16 protein-coding genes are annotated in these 14,601 nt (G+C 69.7%); 7 read left to right on the top strand and 9 right to left on the bottom strand.

The genetic code is table 11. The features are described 5' to 3' along the window. Positions 1–18 precede the first annotated feature (18 nt). The 3 genes from BLA60_RS28470 to mca form a co-directional block, all read right to left on the bottom strand. Positions 19–921, bottom strand: a complete 903-nt coding sequence (locus BLA60_RS28470) for an Abi family protein (protein ID WP_075136091.1) — start codon at positions 919–921, stop codon at positions 19–21. 161 nt (positions 922–1,082) lie between these two features. Then, on the bottom strand, positions 1,083–1,427 hold the full coding sequence (locus BLA60_RS28465) for a hypothetical protein (RefSeq protein WP_075136090.1): 345 nt from the start codon (positions 1,425–1,427) through the stop codon (positions 1,083–1,085). Further along, positions 1,424–2,305 (bottom strand): mycothiol conjugate amidase Mca, encoded by an 882-nt coding sequence (gene mca / locus BLA60_RS28460; RefSeq protein ID WP_075136089.1) that lies wholly within the window; start codon positions 2,303–2,305, stop codon positions 1,424–1,426. Before mca ends, BLA60_RS28465 begins: the two co-directional genes overlap by 4 nt. Before the next feature lie 142 nt (positions 2,306–2,447). Between mca and BLA60_RS28455 the strand changes: the two genes are divergently transcribed. Further along, on the top strand, positions 2,448–2,903 hold the full coding sequence (locus tag BLA60_RS28455) for a DUF4307 domain-containing protein (protein ID WP_075136088.1): 456 nt from the start codon (positions 2,448–2,450) through the stop codon (positions 2,901–2,903). A 176-nt stretch (positions 2,904–3,079) separates the two neighbouring features. After that, positions 3,080–3,577, top strand: a complete 498-nt coding sequence (gene greA / locus BLA60_RS28450; RefSeq protein WP_075136087.1) for a transcription elongation factor GreA — start codon at positions 3,080–3,082, stop codon at positions 3,575–3,577. 33 nt (positions 3,578–3,610) lie between these two features. On the opposite strand, the gene BLA60_RS28445 is transcribed toward greA, so the two are convergent. Next, positions 3,611–4,105: an Lrp/AsnC family transcriptional regulator gene (locus BLA60_RS28445; RefSeq protein ID WP_075136086.1), complete on the bottom strand. Its 495-nt coding sequence runs from the start codon at positions 4,103–4,105 to the stop codon at positions 3,611–3,613. A gap of 135 nt (positions 4,106–4,240) precedes the next feature. Here BLA60_RS28445 and hppD point away from each other — a divergent pair, with 135 nt between their 5' ends. Then, positions 4,241–5,440: a 4-hydroxyphenylpyruvate dioxygenase gene (gene hppD / locus BLA60_RS28440; RefSeq protein WP_075136085.1), complete on the top strand. Its 1,200-nt coding sequence runs from the start codon at positions 4,241–4,243 to the stop codon at positions 5,438–5,440. Between the two features lie 63 nt (positions 5,441–5,503). Here the strand turns inward: hppD and BLA60_RS28435 are convergent, their stop codons facing one another. Next, positions 5,504–6,397 (bottom strand): alpha/beta fold hydrolase, encoded by an 894-nt coding sequence (locus tag BLA60_RS28435; protein WP_075136084.1) that lies wholly within the window; start codon positions 6,395–6,397, stop codon positions 5,504–5,506. A 163-nt stretch (positions 6,398–6,560) separates the two neighbouring features. Between BLA60_RS28435 and BLA60_RS28430 the strand changes: the two genes are divergently transcribed. Continuing rightward, positions 6,561–6,806 (top strand): hypothetical protein, encoded by a 246-nt coding sequence (locus tag BLA60_RS28430; protein WP_245812195.1) that lies wholly within the window; start codon positions 6,561–6,563, stop codon positions 6,804–6,806. A gap of 38 nt (positions 6,807–6,844) precedes the next feature. Here the strand turns inward: BLA60_RS28430 and BLA60_RS28425 are convergent, their stop codons facing one another. From BLA60_RS28425 to BLA60_RS28415, 3 genes are all read right to left on the bottom strand, one after another. Then, the gene (locus BLA60_RS28425; RefSeq protein WP_075136082.1) at positions 6,845–7,999 is read right to left on the bottom strand and encodes a cystathionine gamma-synthase; all 1,155 of its coding nucleotides are present in this window, start codon (positions 7,997–7,999) and stop codon (positions 6,845–6,847) included. 110 nt (positions 8,000–8,109) lie between these two features. Continuing rightward, the gene (locus tag BLA60_RS28420) at positions 8,110–9,327 is read right to left on the bottom strand and encodes a DUF4064 domain-containing protein (protein WP_075136081.1); all 1,218 of its coding nucleotides are present in this window, start codon (positions 9,325–9,327) and stop codon (positions 8,110–8,112) included. Between the two features lie 100 nt (positions 9,328–9,427). After that, positions 9,428–10,804 carry a cystathionine beta-synthase gene (locus BLA60_RS28415; RefSeq protein ID WP_075136080.1) on the bottom strand — a complete coding sequence of 459 codons (1,377 nt, stop codon included), beginning with the start codon at positions 10,802–10,804 and terminating at the stop codon, positions 9,428–9,430. Between the two features lie 242 nt (positions 10,805–11,046). Here BLA60_RS28415 and BLA60_RS28410 point away from each other — a divergent pair, with 242 nt between their 5' ends. Both BLA60_RS28410 and BLA60_RS28405 read left to right on the top strand, forming a co-directional pair. After that, the gene (locus tag BLA60_RS28410) at positions 11,047–11,859 is read left to right on the top strand and encodes an SGNH/GDSL hydrolase family protein (RefSeq protein ID WP_075136212.1); all 813 of its coding nucleotides are present in this window, start codon (positions 11,047–11,049) and stop codon (positions 11,857–11,859) included. A 36-nt stretch (positions 11,860–11,895) separates the two neighbouring features. Then, positions 11,896–13,116, top strand: coding sequence for an acetyl-CoA C-acetyltransferase (locus BLA60_RS28405; RefSeq protein ID WP_075136079.1), 1,221 nt, complete (start codon positions 11,896–11,898; stop codon positions 13,114–13,116). Here BLA60_RS28405 and BLA60_RS28400 read toward each other — a convergent pair. After that, positions 13,109–13,825, bottom strand: coding sequence for an NAD(P)-dependent oxidoreductase (locus BLA60_RS28400; protein ID WP_075136078.1), 717 nt, complete (start codon positions 13,823–13,825; stop codon positions 13,109–13,111). The genes BLA60_RS28405 and BLA60_RS28400 overlap by 8 nt on opposite strands. Before the next feature lie 81 nt (positions 13,826–13,906). On the opposite strand from BLA60_RS28400, the gene BLA60_RS28395 reads away from it, so the two are divergent. Further along, entirely contained in the window at positions 13,907–14,554 is a 648-nt protein-coding gene (locus tag BLA60_RS28395; protein WP_245812194.1) for a TetR/AcrR family transcriptional regulator C-terminal domain-containing protein, read from the top strand. Positions 14,555–14,601: the final 47 nt, after the last annotated feature.

Genomic DNA, 14,601 nt, shown 5'->3' with positions numbered 1-14,601 from the left:
GAGGGCTTCAGTAGATCGCTACGACGTGTCACTGACGTGGTCACGGGGGCTCTGCGGATCGGACAGACCCTTCCAGAACTCGGAGCCACGGCCATGCTGTGCCACGAGCCGTGGGAGGAGCGGATCGGCGACGCCGGTGCGCGACGCGATGTCGTCGAGCGAGGCGATGACGTCGAGCACGGACCGAGGCTTGAACTGACCCGCGAGCCTCTTGGCTCTGCCCCGGACATTGTTGGGCGTGGGCCCGGCGTCGACGACCGAGTGATGCCAGAGGCGACTGTGGTGGGCGCAGCGGTTGCGGAGGTAGACGATCGCCTTCACCCGGTACTCGAACCCCTTCCCCGCGACGCCGACGCTTGCCGCGACAGCGGAGGCCAGGGTCCCCCGCCCTCCACGCTCGATGGCCTTCGACAGGGTCCCGAACGACCACGCCTCGACGGCCGACCACACCGGTAGCTCACTGAAGTCCGCGCGGTCGCCGCCGGCGCCCCTGTAGCGGAGGATGTGGCGGTCCCGGCTGCGTTCGATGTCACGCAGGCACGACTCAACGGTCGGCTCCCGGTCGCCGACGTCGGTGTAGAAGTCCTCCTCGAGGTACCGGCCGTACGCGCCGTGCTCGTCCGCGATGACGCGGGCGGTGTGCGAGCGGAGCATGAGTTCGACCTGCGAAAGTGGTCGGAGGAGATCGGTTCGCAGCGCCTGGTCGGCGTCGTAGACGGCACGGACCTCGTCGAACGTGGTTCCCGGACGGAAGCCATCGTCGCCGAGGTGGGGGGCCCTCTGGAAGTAGCGGGCATAACCGGAGAACCGATAGTAGTTGGCCGCCGCGAGGAAGCGTGCGCACGAGAGTTCGTCATGGACAGTCAGGCCACGTCTGACCAGGAGCGCGACCTGCTCGTCCCAGGACAGGCTCGGCTTCACCGCACACCCCTGAACGAAAAAGGCCCCTCCCATTTGAGCATCGCGGAGAGGCTTGGGAGGGGGTCGATTGCCTCCAGCTTAGCCGATGAGCGACGCAGACGCGAGTGCGCTTCGCGCAGGTAGGTACGGGCTTGTCGCCTCGGTCAACCGGTTGGGCATTGTCAGCCCTTCCGCGAAGCCGGGTCGCCGTTCTCCGACTTCTTCTCCTCGCCGTCCTCGGCGGGGGTCTGGCCGTCGAGCGACTCGTCGATCGTCTCGTCGGGCGGGTCGAAGGACTTGGGCAGGCGCTTGAGGTGCTTGGTCATCGACCGCACCAGGAAGGCCACCGCCACGAAGAACAGCAGGATCACCAGCAGGCCGATCGGTGAGGACTTGCCGAAGTCCTCGCCGCGCCCGCCGGGATCCTCCTCGTTCGGCGCCGACGGCGGCTGGGCGACCAGAGCCACCGTGGTGGTCGACGTGGCGTCCACCCCGAGGGCCACCTGGTCAATGCCCAGCAATGTCATGCATTTACCTTCTCGCTGATGCCCGAGAACAGGTCATCCTCCGGCAGTGTCGTGTCCACGAGGGACCGCACCAGCTCGTACTCCTCGTACGGCCACACGTCGCGCTGGACTTCCAGCGGCACGGCGAACCACCGGCTGTTGGGGTCGATCTGCGTCGCGTGGGCGAGCAGCGCGGCGTCCCTCTTCTCGAAGTATTCCCCACACCGGATCCTGGTGGTCACGCGGCCGTCGACGTCACCCCGGGTGGTGTCCCACTTCTCCAGCCATTCGGTGTACGGGGACTCCATGCCCCGGGAGATCAGCGCGTCGTGCATGGCCTGCATCCTGGCCCGGGAGAAGCCGTGCGAGTAGTACAGCTTCAGCGGGGTCCACGGCTCGCCGGCCTCCGGGTAGAGCTCCGGGTCGCCGGCGGCGTCGAACGCGGGCACCGAGATCTCGTGGGTGCGGATGTGGTCGGGGTGCGGGTAGCCGCCGTTCTCGTCGTAGGTGATCACGACGTGCGGCTTGAACTCACGCATCGCCCGGACCAGCGGGGGCACCGACTCCTCCAGCGGGACCAGCGCGAAGCAGCCGTCGGGCAGCGGTGGCTTGGGGTCACCCTCGGGCAACCCGGAGTCGACGAAGCCCAGCCAGCGGTGCGAGACCCCGAGGATCTCCGCGGCCCTGGCCATCTCCTTGCGCCGGAACTCGTTCATGTTCTCGGCCACCTCGGGCCGGTCCATGGCGGGGTTGAGGATGTCCCCCCGCTCGCCCCCGGTGCAGGTGACCACCATGACCTCGTGGCCCTCCGCGACGTACTTGGCCATGGTCGCCGCGCCCTTGCTGGACTCGTCGTCCGGGTGCGCGTGCACCGCCATCAGCCTCAGCTTCTCCGCCATCGTCTCGTCGTCCTCCCAGACGCTCCACCCCAGCCGTACCCGGCAGTGGGCCTGCCGGATACTCGACCCTGGTTGTACGAACCAAGCCGCTTGGGTTCATTGTTCCCGGCGGCACCGACAATCCGGCTGGAGGCTCGCGAACATGACCGCGCCGACGCCAACAACCGAGCCGACAGACAAGCTCGCGCAGCGCTACGGCACCCGGCCGCGCCGGACCTCGCGCCGCGCGTACTGGCTGCTCGGCGCGGTGGCGCTGCTGTTCGGCGCGGCGATCGCCTGGGTGGGCTACGTCAACCTGGGCAGTGCGCCGATCGAGACCCAGGCCACCACCTTCGACAACCTGCCCGACAACGGCATGCGGCTCACCTTCGAGGTCACCCGGGACTCCCCGGAGCGGGACGTGGTGTGCATCGTGCGGGTGCGGGTGCTCGACGGCAGCGAGGGCGGGCGCAAGGAGGTCCTGGTCCCCGCCGGGCGGGAGTCGACGCGGGTCACGACCGACATCCGCAGTGTCGCCGAGCCGGTCACGGCCGACGTGTTCGGCTGCTCGTACCAGGTTCCGACCTACCTGTCCACGGACCTGCCGCCATCAGGGTGAACTAGTACCACCACACGGCAGAATCGGACATAACGGACAATGCTGTTCCGTTATCCGTGATAGCCTGTCGTACCTGCACGGCCCCAAGCGGGGCCGTGTTTTTCCGTTCCGGGTGTTCGCCGCCGCCCGGGAACTACCGACCCGAATCCGCGGGACCCGGAAGTATTAGCGAGGAGTTGGTGACCGTGAGCGACACCCAGGTGACCTGGCTGACCCAGGAGGCCTACAACCGGCTCAAGCAGGAGCTTGACGAGCTCGTTGACAATCGCCCGGTTATCGCCGCGAAGATCAACGCCAGCCGCGAGGAGGGTGACCTCAAGGAGAACGGGGGTTACCACGCGGCACGTGAGGAGCAGGGCCAGGCCGAGGCGCGGATCCGTCACCTGCAGGAACTGCTCCGCAATGCCAAGGTCGGCGAGGCGCCGGCCAACGACGGGCTGGCCGAACCGGGCAAGATCCTCACCATCCGGTACGACGGTGACACCGACACCGAGAACTTCCTGCTGGCGACCCGCGAAGAGGGCGCCGAGGGTGAGCTGGAGGTCTACTCGCCGGAGTCACCGCTGGGCAAGGCGCTGCTCGGCGCCAAGGAGGGCGAGACCCGCTCCTACGAACTGCCCAACGGCAACACCCAGAAGGTGACGCTCGTCAAGGCCGTTCCCTACACCGGATAAATTCACGATTTCCCACGTCGAAACAGGCCCAATTCAGCGGGGAATTGGGTCTGTTCCCGCGTCTGTCGCCACCCGTTCCAGCAGCGGCCGAACCCTCGGCGGGACGGGTGTCGACAGCGCGATCGACGTCGAGGTCCGCCGCACCCAGCGGACGTCGACCACCTCGTCGATGACCCGCTGCAGGTCGGCGTTGGACCGCGCCACCATGCGCACCAGCAGGTCCCCCTCGCCCGTCGTGGCGTGCACCTCGCAGACCTCGTCGATCGCCGCCAGCCGTGCCGCCACCTCCACCCGGCGCCCCTGGGCGATCTCCAGCACCGCGAACGCGGTCAGGCCGTAGCCGATCGCCGCCAGGTCCACCTCCGGCGGGAAGCCGCCGAGCACCCCGCGCCGCTCCAGCCGGTCCATCCTGGCCTGCACGGTCCCCCGGGCCACCCCCAGCCGCCGCGAGCACTCCAGCACGCCAAGACGCGGCTCGTCGGACAACAGCAGCAGCAACCGGGCATCCAGCGCATCCAGTTCAGTCATCTACACAGAATGCCTCACCTCGTACATCGATCACCGCGCCACACTGGACGATCTGCCCAGTGAATCGATCGACTGTTGCGCAGACTGCAGAACGGACGGATCCTGCGGTTACCGCCATCAGGGAGGACAAGCGCGATGACTGAGACCCTCGGCCACGACCGGCCACTCGACCGCCCGATCGATGACGTGAGCCTCGACCAGCTCCGCCAGCTCGTCGGGCTCGTGGAGCACGACGAGTCCAAGGACCCGTTCCCGGTCAGGGCGATGGACGCGATCGTGTTCGTCGCCGGCAACGCCACCCAGACCGCGTGGTTCTACCAGGTCGCCTTCGGCATGCGGCTGGTCGCCTACTCCGGCCCGGAGACCGGCAACCGCGACCACAAGTCGTTCGTGCTGAAGTCCGGCTCGGCCCGCTTCGTGATCAACGGCGGCGTCGCCCCGGACAGCCCGCTGCACGACCACCACCGCAAGCACGGCGACGGCGTGGTCGACCTCGCGCTGGAGGTCGCCGACGTCGACCGCTGCGTCGAGCACGCCCGCGCCCAGGGCGCCACCATCCTGGAGGAGCCGCACGACGTCTCCGACGAGCACGGCACCGTGCGCCGCGCCGCGATCGCCACCTACGGCGAGACCCGCCACTCGCTGGTCGACCGCTCCCGCTACCAGGGCCCCTACCTGCCCGGCTACGTCGAGAAGACCTCGACCGTGCCGGCCGGCAAGCGCCTGTTCCAGGCCGTCGACCACTGCGTCGGCAACGTCGAGCTGGGTCGGATGGACCACTGGGTCGACTTCTACAACCGGGTCATGGGCTTCGTGAACATGGCTGAGTTCATCGGCGACGACATCGCCACCGACTACTCCGCGCTGATGAGCAAGGTCGTCTCCAACGGCAACCACCGGGTGAAGTTCCCGCTCAACGAGCCGGCGATCGCCAAGAAGAAGTCGCAGATCGACGAGTACCTGGAGTTCTACGACGGCGCCGGCTGCCAGCACATCGCCCTGGCCACCGGCGACATCGTGGCGACCGTGGTGGCCATGCGCGAGGCCGGCGTCGAGTTCCTCGACACCCCCGACTCCTACTACGACGACCCGGAGCTGCGGGCCAGGATCGGCGAGGTCCGGGTGCCGATCGAGGTCCTCAAGGAGCACCGGATCCTGGTCGACCGGGACGAGGACGGCTACCTGCTGCAGATCTTCACCAAGCCGATCGGCGACCGGCCGACCGTGTTCTACGAGCTCATCGAGCGGCACGGCTCGCTGGGCTTCGGCAAGGGCAACTTCAAGGCCCTGTTCGAGGCCATCGAGCGTGAGCAGGACCGCCGGGGCAACCTGTAGGACCCCGCGACCACCCGGAGCCCGACCCCGCGATCCGGGGTCGGGCTCCGGGGCACCAGCGGCTCAGGCGTCCAGGAACGCGGGCACCATCGCCAGCAGCAGGTCCACCCGCTGCGAGGTGCCGATGTGCGAGGTGCCGGGCAGGATCGCCAGCTGGGACTCCGGCAGGCCGACGACGTCGCCGTTCACCCCGCCGCCGGTGGCGCGGAAGATCTCCACGCCGTGCTCGGGGCGGAAGATGTCCGAGTCGCCCATGACCGTCAGCACCGGCAGGTCCAGCGCCTCGAGGGCCGAGACCGGCACGTCGGTGGTGTGCTCGACCATGTCCTTGACCTTCCCCACCAGCGCGTCGAAGTTCTCCGGGTGCGGCGCCAGCTCCAGGTACTCCTGGTGGAACGGGCTGCCGTACAGCATCTCCGGCTCGATCTGGCCCATCGAGTCCTCGTGGCCGGGGTGGTAGCCGGCGCTGGTGATCGCCACGGACTGCAACACCAGCTTGCGCACCTTCTCCGGGTCGGCCAGCGCCGTGTGCAGCGCGACCGACGCGCCCATGCTGTAGCCCCACACGTCGGCCTGCTCGATGCCCAGGTGGTCGATCAGCGCGACGGTGTCCCGCGCCATCAGCTCGGCGCGCAGCGGGCGGTCGATGTCGGCGGTGTGGCCGTGGCCCTGCATCTCCACGGAGATCACCTGGCGTTCGCGCGACAGCGGGCCGATCAGCTCGCCCCACGACGTGCCGGTGGCGGAGAACGCGCCGTGGACGAGCACGACCGGCGGCCGGCTGGTGCGCTTGCCATGCACCTCGTAGTACAAGCGCAGGCCGTTGACCTCGGCATAGTGGCCGCGACCCCGGGTGTCGTCGACGCCGGCGGAGGCGGTGGTGGTCCCGACCGTGAGCATCGACGCGGCGACGACGGTGGCGACGGCGGTGGCGGCGGTCCTGGCGATCCTGTTCATGGCAGCTCCCCTGTTCGGTCCTGGTCGGTCAGTCGCTGACGCGTCGGACGGGCGGGGCCGGGATCGACAGCTGGCGACAGGAAATCCCCGAAGCCGGGTATTCTCGGTCGCAAGCAGCGTGGATGGGGTTGCAACGATGGCCGTTGGGTCTCGAGTCGCGGGAGTGCTCCCGCTTGCCGGTGCGTCGTTGGCGGCCGTGGCGCTCGCCGGTGTCGCCGTGTACACGGTCGGCCAGGCGAGCTGTGCCGATCCGGGCCGGTACGTCCAGCACGACAACGGGCAGGTCGAACTGGTCGACAGCTGTGTCGACCCGGCCCAGCTGCCGACCGAACACCACTACGACAGGAACACGCCGGAGCCGGCCGAGCCGGCGGTCAACGAGATGACCGACCGGATCACGGCCCCGTAGCGTTCGTCGTTCTCAGCCCGGTTCTCAGCCCGGTTTTCTCAGCCCAGTGCCTGGAGCAGGTCGCCGACCAGGTCGGTGGCGTCCTCGATGCCCACCGACAGGCGCAGCACGTCGTCGGGCACCTGCAACGGCGAGCCGGTCGTGCTGGCGTGGGTCATCCGCCCGGGGTGCTCGATCAGCGACTCGACCCCGCCCAGCGACTCGCCCAGGATGAACAGCTGCGTGCGGGCCGCGACCTCCAGCGCGGCGGCCTCACCGCCGGCCACCGAGAACGACACCATGCCGCCGAAGCGGCGCATCTGCTTGGCGGCCACCTCGTGACCGGGGTGGTCGGCCAGGCCAGGGTAGTAGACCTTGGTGACCTTGCGGTGGCCCAGCAGCGCCTCGACGATCCGCTCGGCGTTGTCGCTGTGCCGCTCCATCCGCAGGCCCAGCGTCTTCGCGCCGCGCAGCGTCAGGTAGGCGTCGAACGGGCCGGGCACCGAGCCGACCGCGTTGCGCAGGAACCCGAACTGCTCGTGCAGGTCCGGGTCGGAGGTGATCAGCGCGCCGCCGACGACGTCGGAGTGGCCGCCGAGGTACTTGGTGGTGGAGTGCAGCACCACGTCCGCGCCAAGGCCAAGCGGCGACTGCAGGTACGGGGTGGCGAAGGTGTTGTCCACGACCAGCCGCGCGCCGGCGACCGTGGCGACCTGGGCGAGCGCGGCGATGTCGGCGATGCCCAGCAGCGGGTTGGTCGGCGTCTCGCACCAGATGACCTTGGTGTTGGCCTGCACGGCGGCCCGCGCGGTGTCCACGTCGGCCAGGTCGACGGTGGTGTACTCGACGCCCCAGTGCGCGAGGACCTTGTCCAGCAGGCGGAACGTGCCGCCGTAGGCGTCGCCGCCGAGGATGACGTGGTCACCCGGGCGGGTCATGGCCCGCAGCGCGACGTCCGCGGCGGCCATGCCCGAGGAGAAGGCCAGGGCGTGCCGGCCGCCCTCCAGCGAGGCCAGCGCCTCCTCCAGGGCGGTGCGGGTCGGGTTGGCCGAGCGGGAGTACTCGTAGCCCGAACGCAGGCCACCGACGCCGTCCTGGGCGAAGGTGGAGGTCGCGTAGATCGGCACGATGACCGAGCCGGTCTGCGGATCCGGGCGCTGACCGGCGTGGATAGCGCGAGTCTCGAAGCCCCAACGGCTCGTGTCGTCTGCCATGGACACACATTATTACCAGGCCCTGACGTGCCCACCATGTGGAACCTCGGGAATGGAACGAGAAACGCCGGCGGCCCGGACGGGCCGCCGGCGTTTCCACCAACGTCAGGTCACCACTGGGGCGGCGGGCCACCCTGCTGGGGCGGCTGGCCGTAGCCCTGCTGCGGCGGGGCACCGAAGCCCTGTTGCGGCGGCTGACCGAAACCCTGCTGCGGCTGGCCGAAGCCCTGCTGCGGGGGCTGGCCGAAGCCCGGGGGCTGACCGAAACCGCCGGGGCCACCGGGGCCGCCCGGGCCGAACACCGAGTCTCCACCGAGGAACTTCTTGGTCTGCGGGAAGTAGCCGAGCGCACCGACCCCGCCGACGATGATGCCGCCGATCAGACCCCACACCGCGCTGTCCGGCGCGCTGGGAGCGCCGATACCCCCCGTGTCGATGCTGCCGAACATGATCATCTCAATGATCCCGAACACCAGCATCAGCCCGCCGCCGACCACAAGCGCGAGCGCCGCCATCTTGTGCTTCAGGTAGATCAGGACACCACCGCCGATGGCGGCCAGCGCACCGAGCAGGATGGCGATCGAGCAGAGCCAGACCATCCCCGGCGCAGGCAGGCCCATCTCGTCCCGCATGGCCTCGGGGACCGAGTCGTAGCCATCGGAGTAGTCGCCGATGTCGCCCATGTCGACCAGCAGGAAGATGGCGACGAGCAGACCCATGAGCGCCGCGACGCCCGCCAGGCCCCACGAGATCATCTGCAGGTTCTGGCCGGGGCCACCGAAGTTCGGGCCGGCGCCAAGGCCCGGCTGCTGGGCGAACCCACCAGGAGGCTGCTGGCCGTACCCGGGAGGGGCCGGCGGCTGACCGTAGCCCTGCTGCATCGGCGGCTGGCCGTACCCGGGAGGCGCCGGCGGCTGACCGTAGCCCTGCTGGGCCGGGGGCTGGCCGAACCCACCGGGCTGGCCGGGGAACCCGCCGGGAGGCGAGGCGTCGGCGCCGGGCGGCGGGGCGTAGGGCGGCTGCTGGGGAGGCATCGACCCGGGCGGGACCATCTGCGTGGCGCCGGCGTCCGGGCCCTGCTGGGCGAACTGGCCCGGCGGCACGACCTGGGTGGCACCGGAGTCCTGACCGACGGGCGGCGGCTGCTGACCGGGCTGGATCGCCTGGGTGCGCTCCACTCCGTCGGCGCCACGCTGCCCGCCCGGCTGGACGACCTGCGTCGGACCGGGGCTGGCCAGCGCCGGGTTGTCCGGCTGCTCACCCTCCCCGTGCTGCTGCGGCGGCGGGCCGCCCTGCCATGGCTGGTTCGGCGGCTGCGGAGAGCTCATCGGGTTCCAACCCCTTCAGAGTTGTCAAGTTGAGTTCGGGGCAACGCTAGTGCATTCGAGTGGTACAGCTGCGCCAACGGGGCCAATTGACGGGGTTTCCTCATCGTCCGGCGAGGAAACCCAGCAGGTCGTGCCGGGTGACGACACCCGCCGGTTTGCCGTCCATCAGCACCAGCGCGCCATCGGCGTCGGCCAGCGCCTTCATCGCCGAACTGACCTGCTCGCCGGCACCGATGGTCGGCAGCGGCGGCGACATGTGGTTGTCCAGCCGGTCGGCGAGATTGGCCTTGCCGGTGAACAGCGCCTCCAGCAGGTCGCGCTCGTTGACCGCGCCGACGACCTCGGCGGCCATCACCGGCGGCTCGGCGTTGACCACCGGCATCTGGCTGACGGCGAACTCGCGCAGGTAGCCGACGGCGTCGGCGACGGTCTCGGTCGGGTGGGCGTGCACCAGGTCGGGCATGGCGCCGCCGGTGCCCTTGCGGCGCAGCACGTCGCCGACGGTGGCGCCGGAGTGCTCGGGCGGCAGGAAGCCGTAGGAGGCCATCCAGTCGTCGTTGAACACCTTCGACAGGTAGCCGCGGCCGCCGTCGGGCAGCAGCACGACCACCACGTCGTCCGGGCCAAGGCGCTTGGCCAGCCGGATGGCCGCGGCCGCCGCCATCCCGCAGGAGCCGCCGACCAGCAGCCCTTCCTCCCTGGCCAGGCGGCGGGTGACGTCGAAGGACTCGCCGTCGGAGACCGCGATGATCTCGTCGGCGACGCCCCGGTCGTAGGTGTCGGGCCAGAAGTCCTCACCGACGCCCTCGACCAGGTAGGGCCGGCCGGTGCCGCCGGAGTAGACCGAGCCCTCCGGGTCGGCGCCGACGATCCTCACCTGGCCATCGGAGACCTCCTTGAGGTAGCGGCCGGTGCCCGAGATGGTGCCGCCGGTGCCGACACCGGCCACGAAGTGGGTGATCCGCCCGCCGGTCTGCCGCCAGATCTCCGGTCCGGTGGCCAGGTAGTGGCTCTCCGGGTTGTTCGGGTTGGAGTACTGGTCGGGCTTCCAGGCGCCCTCGATCTCGGTGACCAGGCGGTCGGAGACGTTGTAGTAGGAGTCGGGGTGCTCGGGCGCGACCGCCGTCGGGCACACCACGACCTCGGCGCCGTAGGCCTTGAGGGTGTTGCGCTTGTCCTCGCTGACCTTGTCCGGGCAGACGAACACACAGCGGTAGCCCTTGCGCTGGGCGACGATCGCCAGCCCCACCCCGGTGTTGCCGCTGGTCGGCTCGACGATCACGCCGCCGGGGCGCAGCTCGCCGGACTTCTCGGCGGCCTCGATCATCCGCAGCGCGATCCGGTCCTTGACGCTGCCGCCCGGGTTGAAGTACTCCACCTTGGCCAGGACGGTCGCGGAGATCCCCTCGGCCAGTGAGTTCAGCTTCACCAGCGGCGTGTTGCCGACCAGATCCATGACGTGTTCGACGTACTCCACCTGCACTCCTTGTTCGCGAACGTGGCGCCCCCCGGCACGCCGCGAGCGTAGCCCGGTTCGGTTAGCACGGCGTGACAGGTTCTGCCTATGCGGCTCGAGCTGACCTTGAGCGGATCGCTAGTGACAAGGAACACACTCAATCGAGCTTCGATCCGGTGTCGCGGGTGGCCGTGCCCGCCTGCCGGATCGTGTCCCGGTGGTTCACTGGTTGTCTGAGGAGGACGGCGTTGGCGGGAGTGCGGATGTTCAGAGCACTGGTCCTGGTCGCCGGTTCGGTCGGCGGGCTGTCCGGTGCGGCGATCAGCTTGCTCAACGGTCAGTCGAAGAAGGCGCGCACGATCATCGGGAAGTCCCGTGCGCTGCCGCTCAACGCTGACGGCGTGTACCTGCCCGACGGTAGCGGCCCGGTGGCCGGCGAACCCGGCGGCACCCTGTCCTTCGCGATGCTCGGCGACTCGCTGGCCGCTGGCCTGGGCGCCGAGCGCACCGACCAGCTGCCGGGGGTGCTGCTGGCCAGGGGCCTGGCCGACGAGTCCGGCCGCCCGGTGCGCCTGACCACGCACGCGGTCAGCGGTTCCCGCACCTCCGACCTGGACGAGCAGGTCGACGTGGCGTTGATCGACCCGCCAGACCTGGCGATGGTGATCATCGGCGGCAACGACGTGACGAGCCGGATGCGGATCGGCACGTCGGCGGCGGTGCTGGCCAAGCAGGTGCGCCGGATGGTCCGCGCCGGCACCACGGTGGTCGTCGGCACCTGCCCCGACCTGGACATCATCGCGCCGATACCGCAGCCGCTGCGGGCGATCGCGTCGCGCTGGGGGCTGGCCCTGGCGCGGGCGCAGCGCCGGGAGCTGGAGCGGCTGGACGGGGTGTCGACGGTGTCGACGGCGGCGCTGCTGACCCCGGAGTTCCTGGCCCGCCCGGACGAGCTGTTCAGCGACGACCGGTTCCACCCCAGCGGCGCCGGCTACGAACTGGCGGCGGACCTGCTGCTCGCCCCGTTGTGTGATGCTGCCGGCTTGTGGGGGAGCCGGGACCTTACCCACGCGTAACCTCCTTCGCAGGCATCACTGACGAGGGAGTTACGCATGCCAGATGCGGTCATCGTTTCCGCGGCCCGCTCGCCCATCGGCCGGGCCGCCAAGGGTTCGCTGGTGGACATCAGGCCGGACGATCTCGCGGCGCAGATCGTGCGGGCGGCGTTGGACAAGGTGCCAGAACTCGACCCGACCCAGATCGACGACCTGATGCTGGGCTGTGGTCTGCCCGGTGGCGAGCAGGGCTTCAACATGGGCCGCGCGCTGGCCGTTGAGCTGGGCTACGACCATCTGCCGGGCTGCACGGTGACCCGGTACTGCGCGTCGAGCCTGCAGACGACCCGGATGGCGCTGCACGCGATCAAGGCCGGCGAGGGCTCGGTGTTCATCAGCGCCGGGGTGGAGACGGTGTCCCGGTTCGTCAACGGCAGCGCCGACAGCTGGCCGGACACGCACAACCCGGTGTTCGCCGAGGCGGAGGCCAGGACCTCGGCGGCGGCCGCCGAGGGCGCCACGTCGTGGCACGACCCGCGCCAGGACGGCGTGCTGCCCGACGTCTACATCGCGATGGGCCAGACGGCGGAGAACCTGGCGCTGGCCAAGGACGTCAGCCGCGAGGACATGGACCACTTCGGGGTGCGTTCGCAGAACCTGGCCGAGGAGGCGATCAAGGCCGGCTTCTGGGCCAGGGAGATCACCCCGGTGACCCTGCCCGACGGCCGCGTCGTGGACACCGACGACGGCCCCCGGGCTGGCGTGACCTACGACAAGACCGCCACGCTGAAGCCGGTGTTCCGGCCCAACGGCCGGGTGACGGCCGGCAACTGCTGCCCGCTCAACGACGGCGCCGCCGCGCTGGTGATCATGAGCTCGGACCGCGCGAAGGAGCTGGGGATCACCCCGCTGGCGCGGATCGTGTCGACGGGGGTGTCCGGTCTGTCGCCGGAGATCATGGGCCTTGGCCCGGTGGAGGCGTCGAAGCGGGCGCTGGCGCTGGCCGGGATGACCATCGACGACATCGACCTGGTGGAGATCAACGAGGCGTTCGCCGCCCAGGTCATCCCGTCCTACCGTGACCTGGGCATCGACCTCGACAAGCTGAACGTCAACGGCGGCGCGATCGCCGTCGGCCACCCGTTCGGCATGACCGGCGCCCGGATCGCCACGACGCTGATCAACTCGTTGCAGTGGCACGACAAGCAGTTCGGCCTGGAGACCATGTGCGTCGGCGGTGGCCAGGGCATGGCCATGGTCCTGGAGCGGCTCAGCTGACCTGGTCGCCGGCGGGTCCCTGCCCGGACCCGCCGGCGTGGGCCAGGGCGCTGGGCGTCCCCCGGCCGACGATCGCCGGCACCTGGCCGATGAGGGTGTCGTCGGTGAGCGCCTCGACCATGAACAACGCGAAGTCGATCCGGCGGGTCATGTTGCTGGCCAGGACCGGGTCGCCGACGTGTTCGCTCCACACCGGCAGGCCCTGGCTCTCCCCCTCCTCCAGGTCGCTGCCGCGCACGACGGTCCAGCGCCGGTCGCTGTCGAAGATGGTGCGGCAGGCCAGGACCTGGTCGTCGATCTCCACCAGCCGCAGGGCTTTGGTCAGCCAGGTGGCGACCCGCAGGCCGGTGCGGAACAGCCAGGAGTACCGGTCCTGGCCGTCGCGGCTGATGTGCCAGCCGCAGGAGAAGACGAGCCGGGCGTCGGGTTCGGCGTGGTCGAGGACGGCCTTGGCGGTGCCGGAGGAGTACTGGCGCACGCCCCAGGGGACGAGCACGGTCAGGACCCCGTCGCAGCCGGCGACGGCGCGGCGGATGACGTCGCGGTCGTTGGTCTGACCGGGGACGATCGTGATCCGGTCGGCGAGTGCGGCGAGTTTGCCGACGCTGCGCTCGCGGCAGACGCCGACGACCTCGTGACCACGGTCGAGGGCGTGGCGGACCATGTACTGGCCGAGTTTTCCGGAGGCGCCCACAATGCAGATCTTCATCACATGCTCCCCTTGTGACTTACGGTGTAAGTAAACGCTAGACTTACGGCGTAAGTTCGTCAACCGTTCGGGGAGATCGTGGTGGGCAGGCGTACGCCGTTGAGCCGGGAACAGGTGATCACCGCGGCCGTGGCACTGGCCGACGAGAAAGGTGTCGCCGGGGTGACGATGCGCGCCGTCGCCGGCGTCGTCGGGGTCGAGGCCATGTCGCTCTACAACCACGTGGCCGGGCGGGAGGGCATCCTCGACGGAATGGTCGACGTGGTCTTCTCGGAGATCTCACTGCCGGAGAAGGGGGTTCACTGGCGGGAGGCCATGCGGGCGCGGGCCTCGTCGGCTCGGGCGACGCTGGGGCGTCATCCCTGGGCCGTGGCGTTGATGGACTCGCGGCGGTCACCCGGGGAGGCGACGTTGCGCCACCACAACGCCGTACTGGGGGCGCTACGGGGCGGGGGGTTCTCGATCGTGATGGCCGGGCACGCCGTGTCGCTGATCGACAGTTACGTCTACGGTTTCGTGTTGCAGGAAGTGGGGTTGCCGTTCTCCACCCGGGACGAGTTGGAGGAGGTCGCCGGGGAGATCATGGGCGACCTCCCGGCGGATGCCTATCCTTATCTGACCGAGATCATGGTGAGTTACGCCTCTCGGCCTGATTACGCTTACGCGGATGAGTTCGGGTTCGGGTTGGAGTTGATTCTTGGCGCCTTGGGGCCGGATGAGATTCCTTGAGCAATGACGAGTTCCCCGCCCCACCCGACTGAGCTACCGCACCCTCC

The sequence above is a fragment of the Actinophytocola xinjiangensis genome, assembly GCF_001921215.1.
Lineage (GTDB): Bacteria > Actinomycetota > Actinomycetes > Mycobacteriales > Pseudonocardiaceae > Actinophytocola > Actinophytocola xinjiangensis.
Note: the sequence above shows the minus strand (reverse complement) of the source record. Positions and strands in the feature narration are given on the sequence as shown.

Excerpts from the sequence above, each read along its gene's own strand:
- mca (WP_075136089.1), bottom strand. The coding sequence starts at position 2,305 with ATGGCGGAGAAGCTGAGGCTGATGGCGGTGCACGCGCACCCGGACGAC.
- BLA60_RS28445 (WP_075136086.1), bottom strand. The coding sequence starts at position 4,105 with ATGACTGAACTGGATGCGCTGGATGCCCGGTTGCTGCTGCTGTTGTCC.
- BLA60_RS28435 (WP_075136084.1), bottom strand. The coding sequence starts at position 6,397 with ATGAACAGGATCGCCAGGACCGCCGCCACCGCCGTCGCCACCGTCGTC.
- BLA60_RS28455 (WP_075136088.1), top strand. The coding sequence starts at position 2,448 with ATGACCGCGCCGACGCCAACAACCGAGCCGACAGACAAGCTCGCGCAG.
- BLA60_RS28400 (WP_075136078.1), bottom strand. The coding sequence starts at position 13,825 with ATGAAGATCTGCATTGTGGGCGCCTCCGGAAAACTCGGCCAGTACATG.
- BLA60_RS28410 (WP_075136212.1), top strand. The coding sequence starts at position 11,047 with ATGTTCAGAGCACTGGTCCTGGTCGCCGGTTCGGTCGGCGGGCTGTCC.
- BLA60_RS28425 (WP_075136082.1), bottom strand. The coding sequence starts at position 7,999 with ATGGCAGACGACACGAGCCGTTGGGGCTTCGAGACTCGCGCTATCCAC.
- BLA60_RS28420 (WP_075136081.1), bottom strand. The coding sequence starts at position 9,327 with ATGAGCTCTCCGCAGCCGCCGAACCAGCCATGGCAGGGCGGCCCGCCG.
- BLA60_RS28465 (WP_075136090.1), bottom strand. The coding sequence starts at position 1,427 with ATGACATTGCTGGGCATTGACCAGGTGGCCCTCGGGGTGGACGCCACG.
- hppD (WP_075136085.1), top strand. The coding sequence starts at position 4,241 with ATGACTGAGACCCTCGGCCACGACCGGCCACTCGACCGCCCGATCGAT.
- BLA60_RS28405 (WP_075136079.1), top strand. The coding sequence starts at position 11,896 with ATGCCAGATGCGGTCATCGTTTCCGCGGCCCGCTCGCCCATCGGCCGG.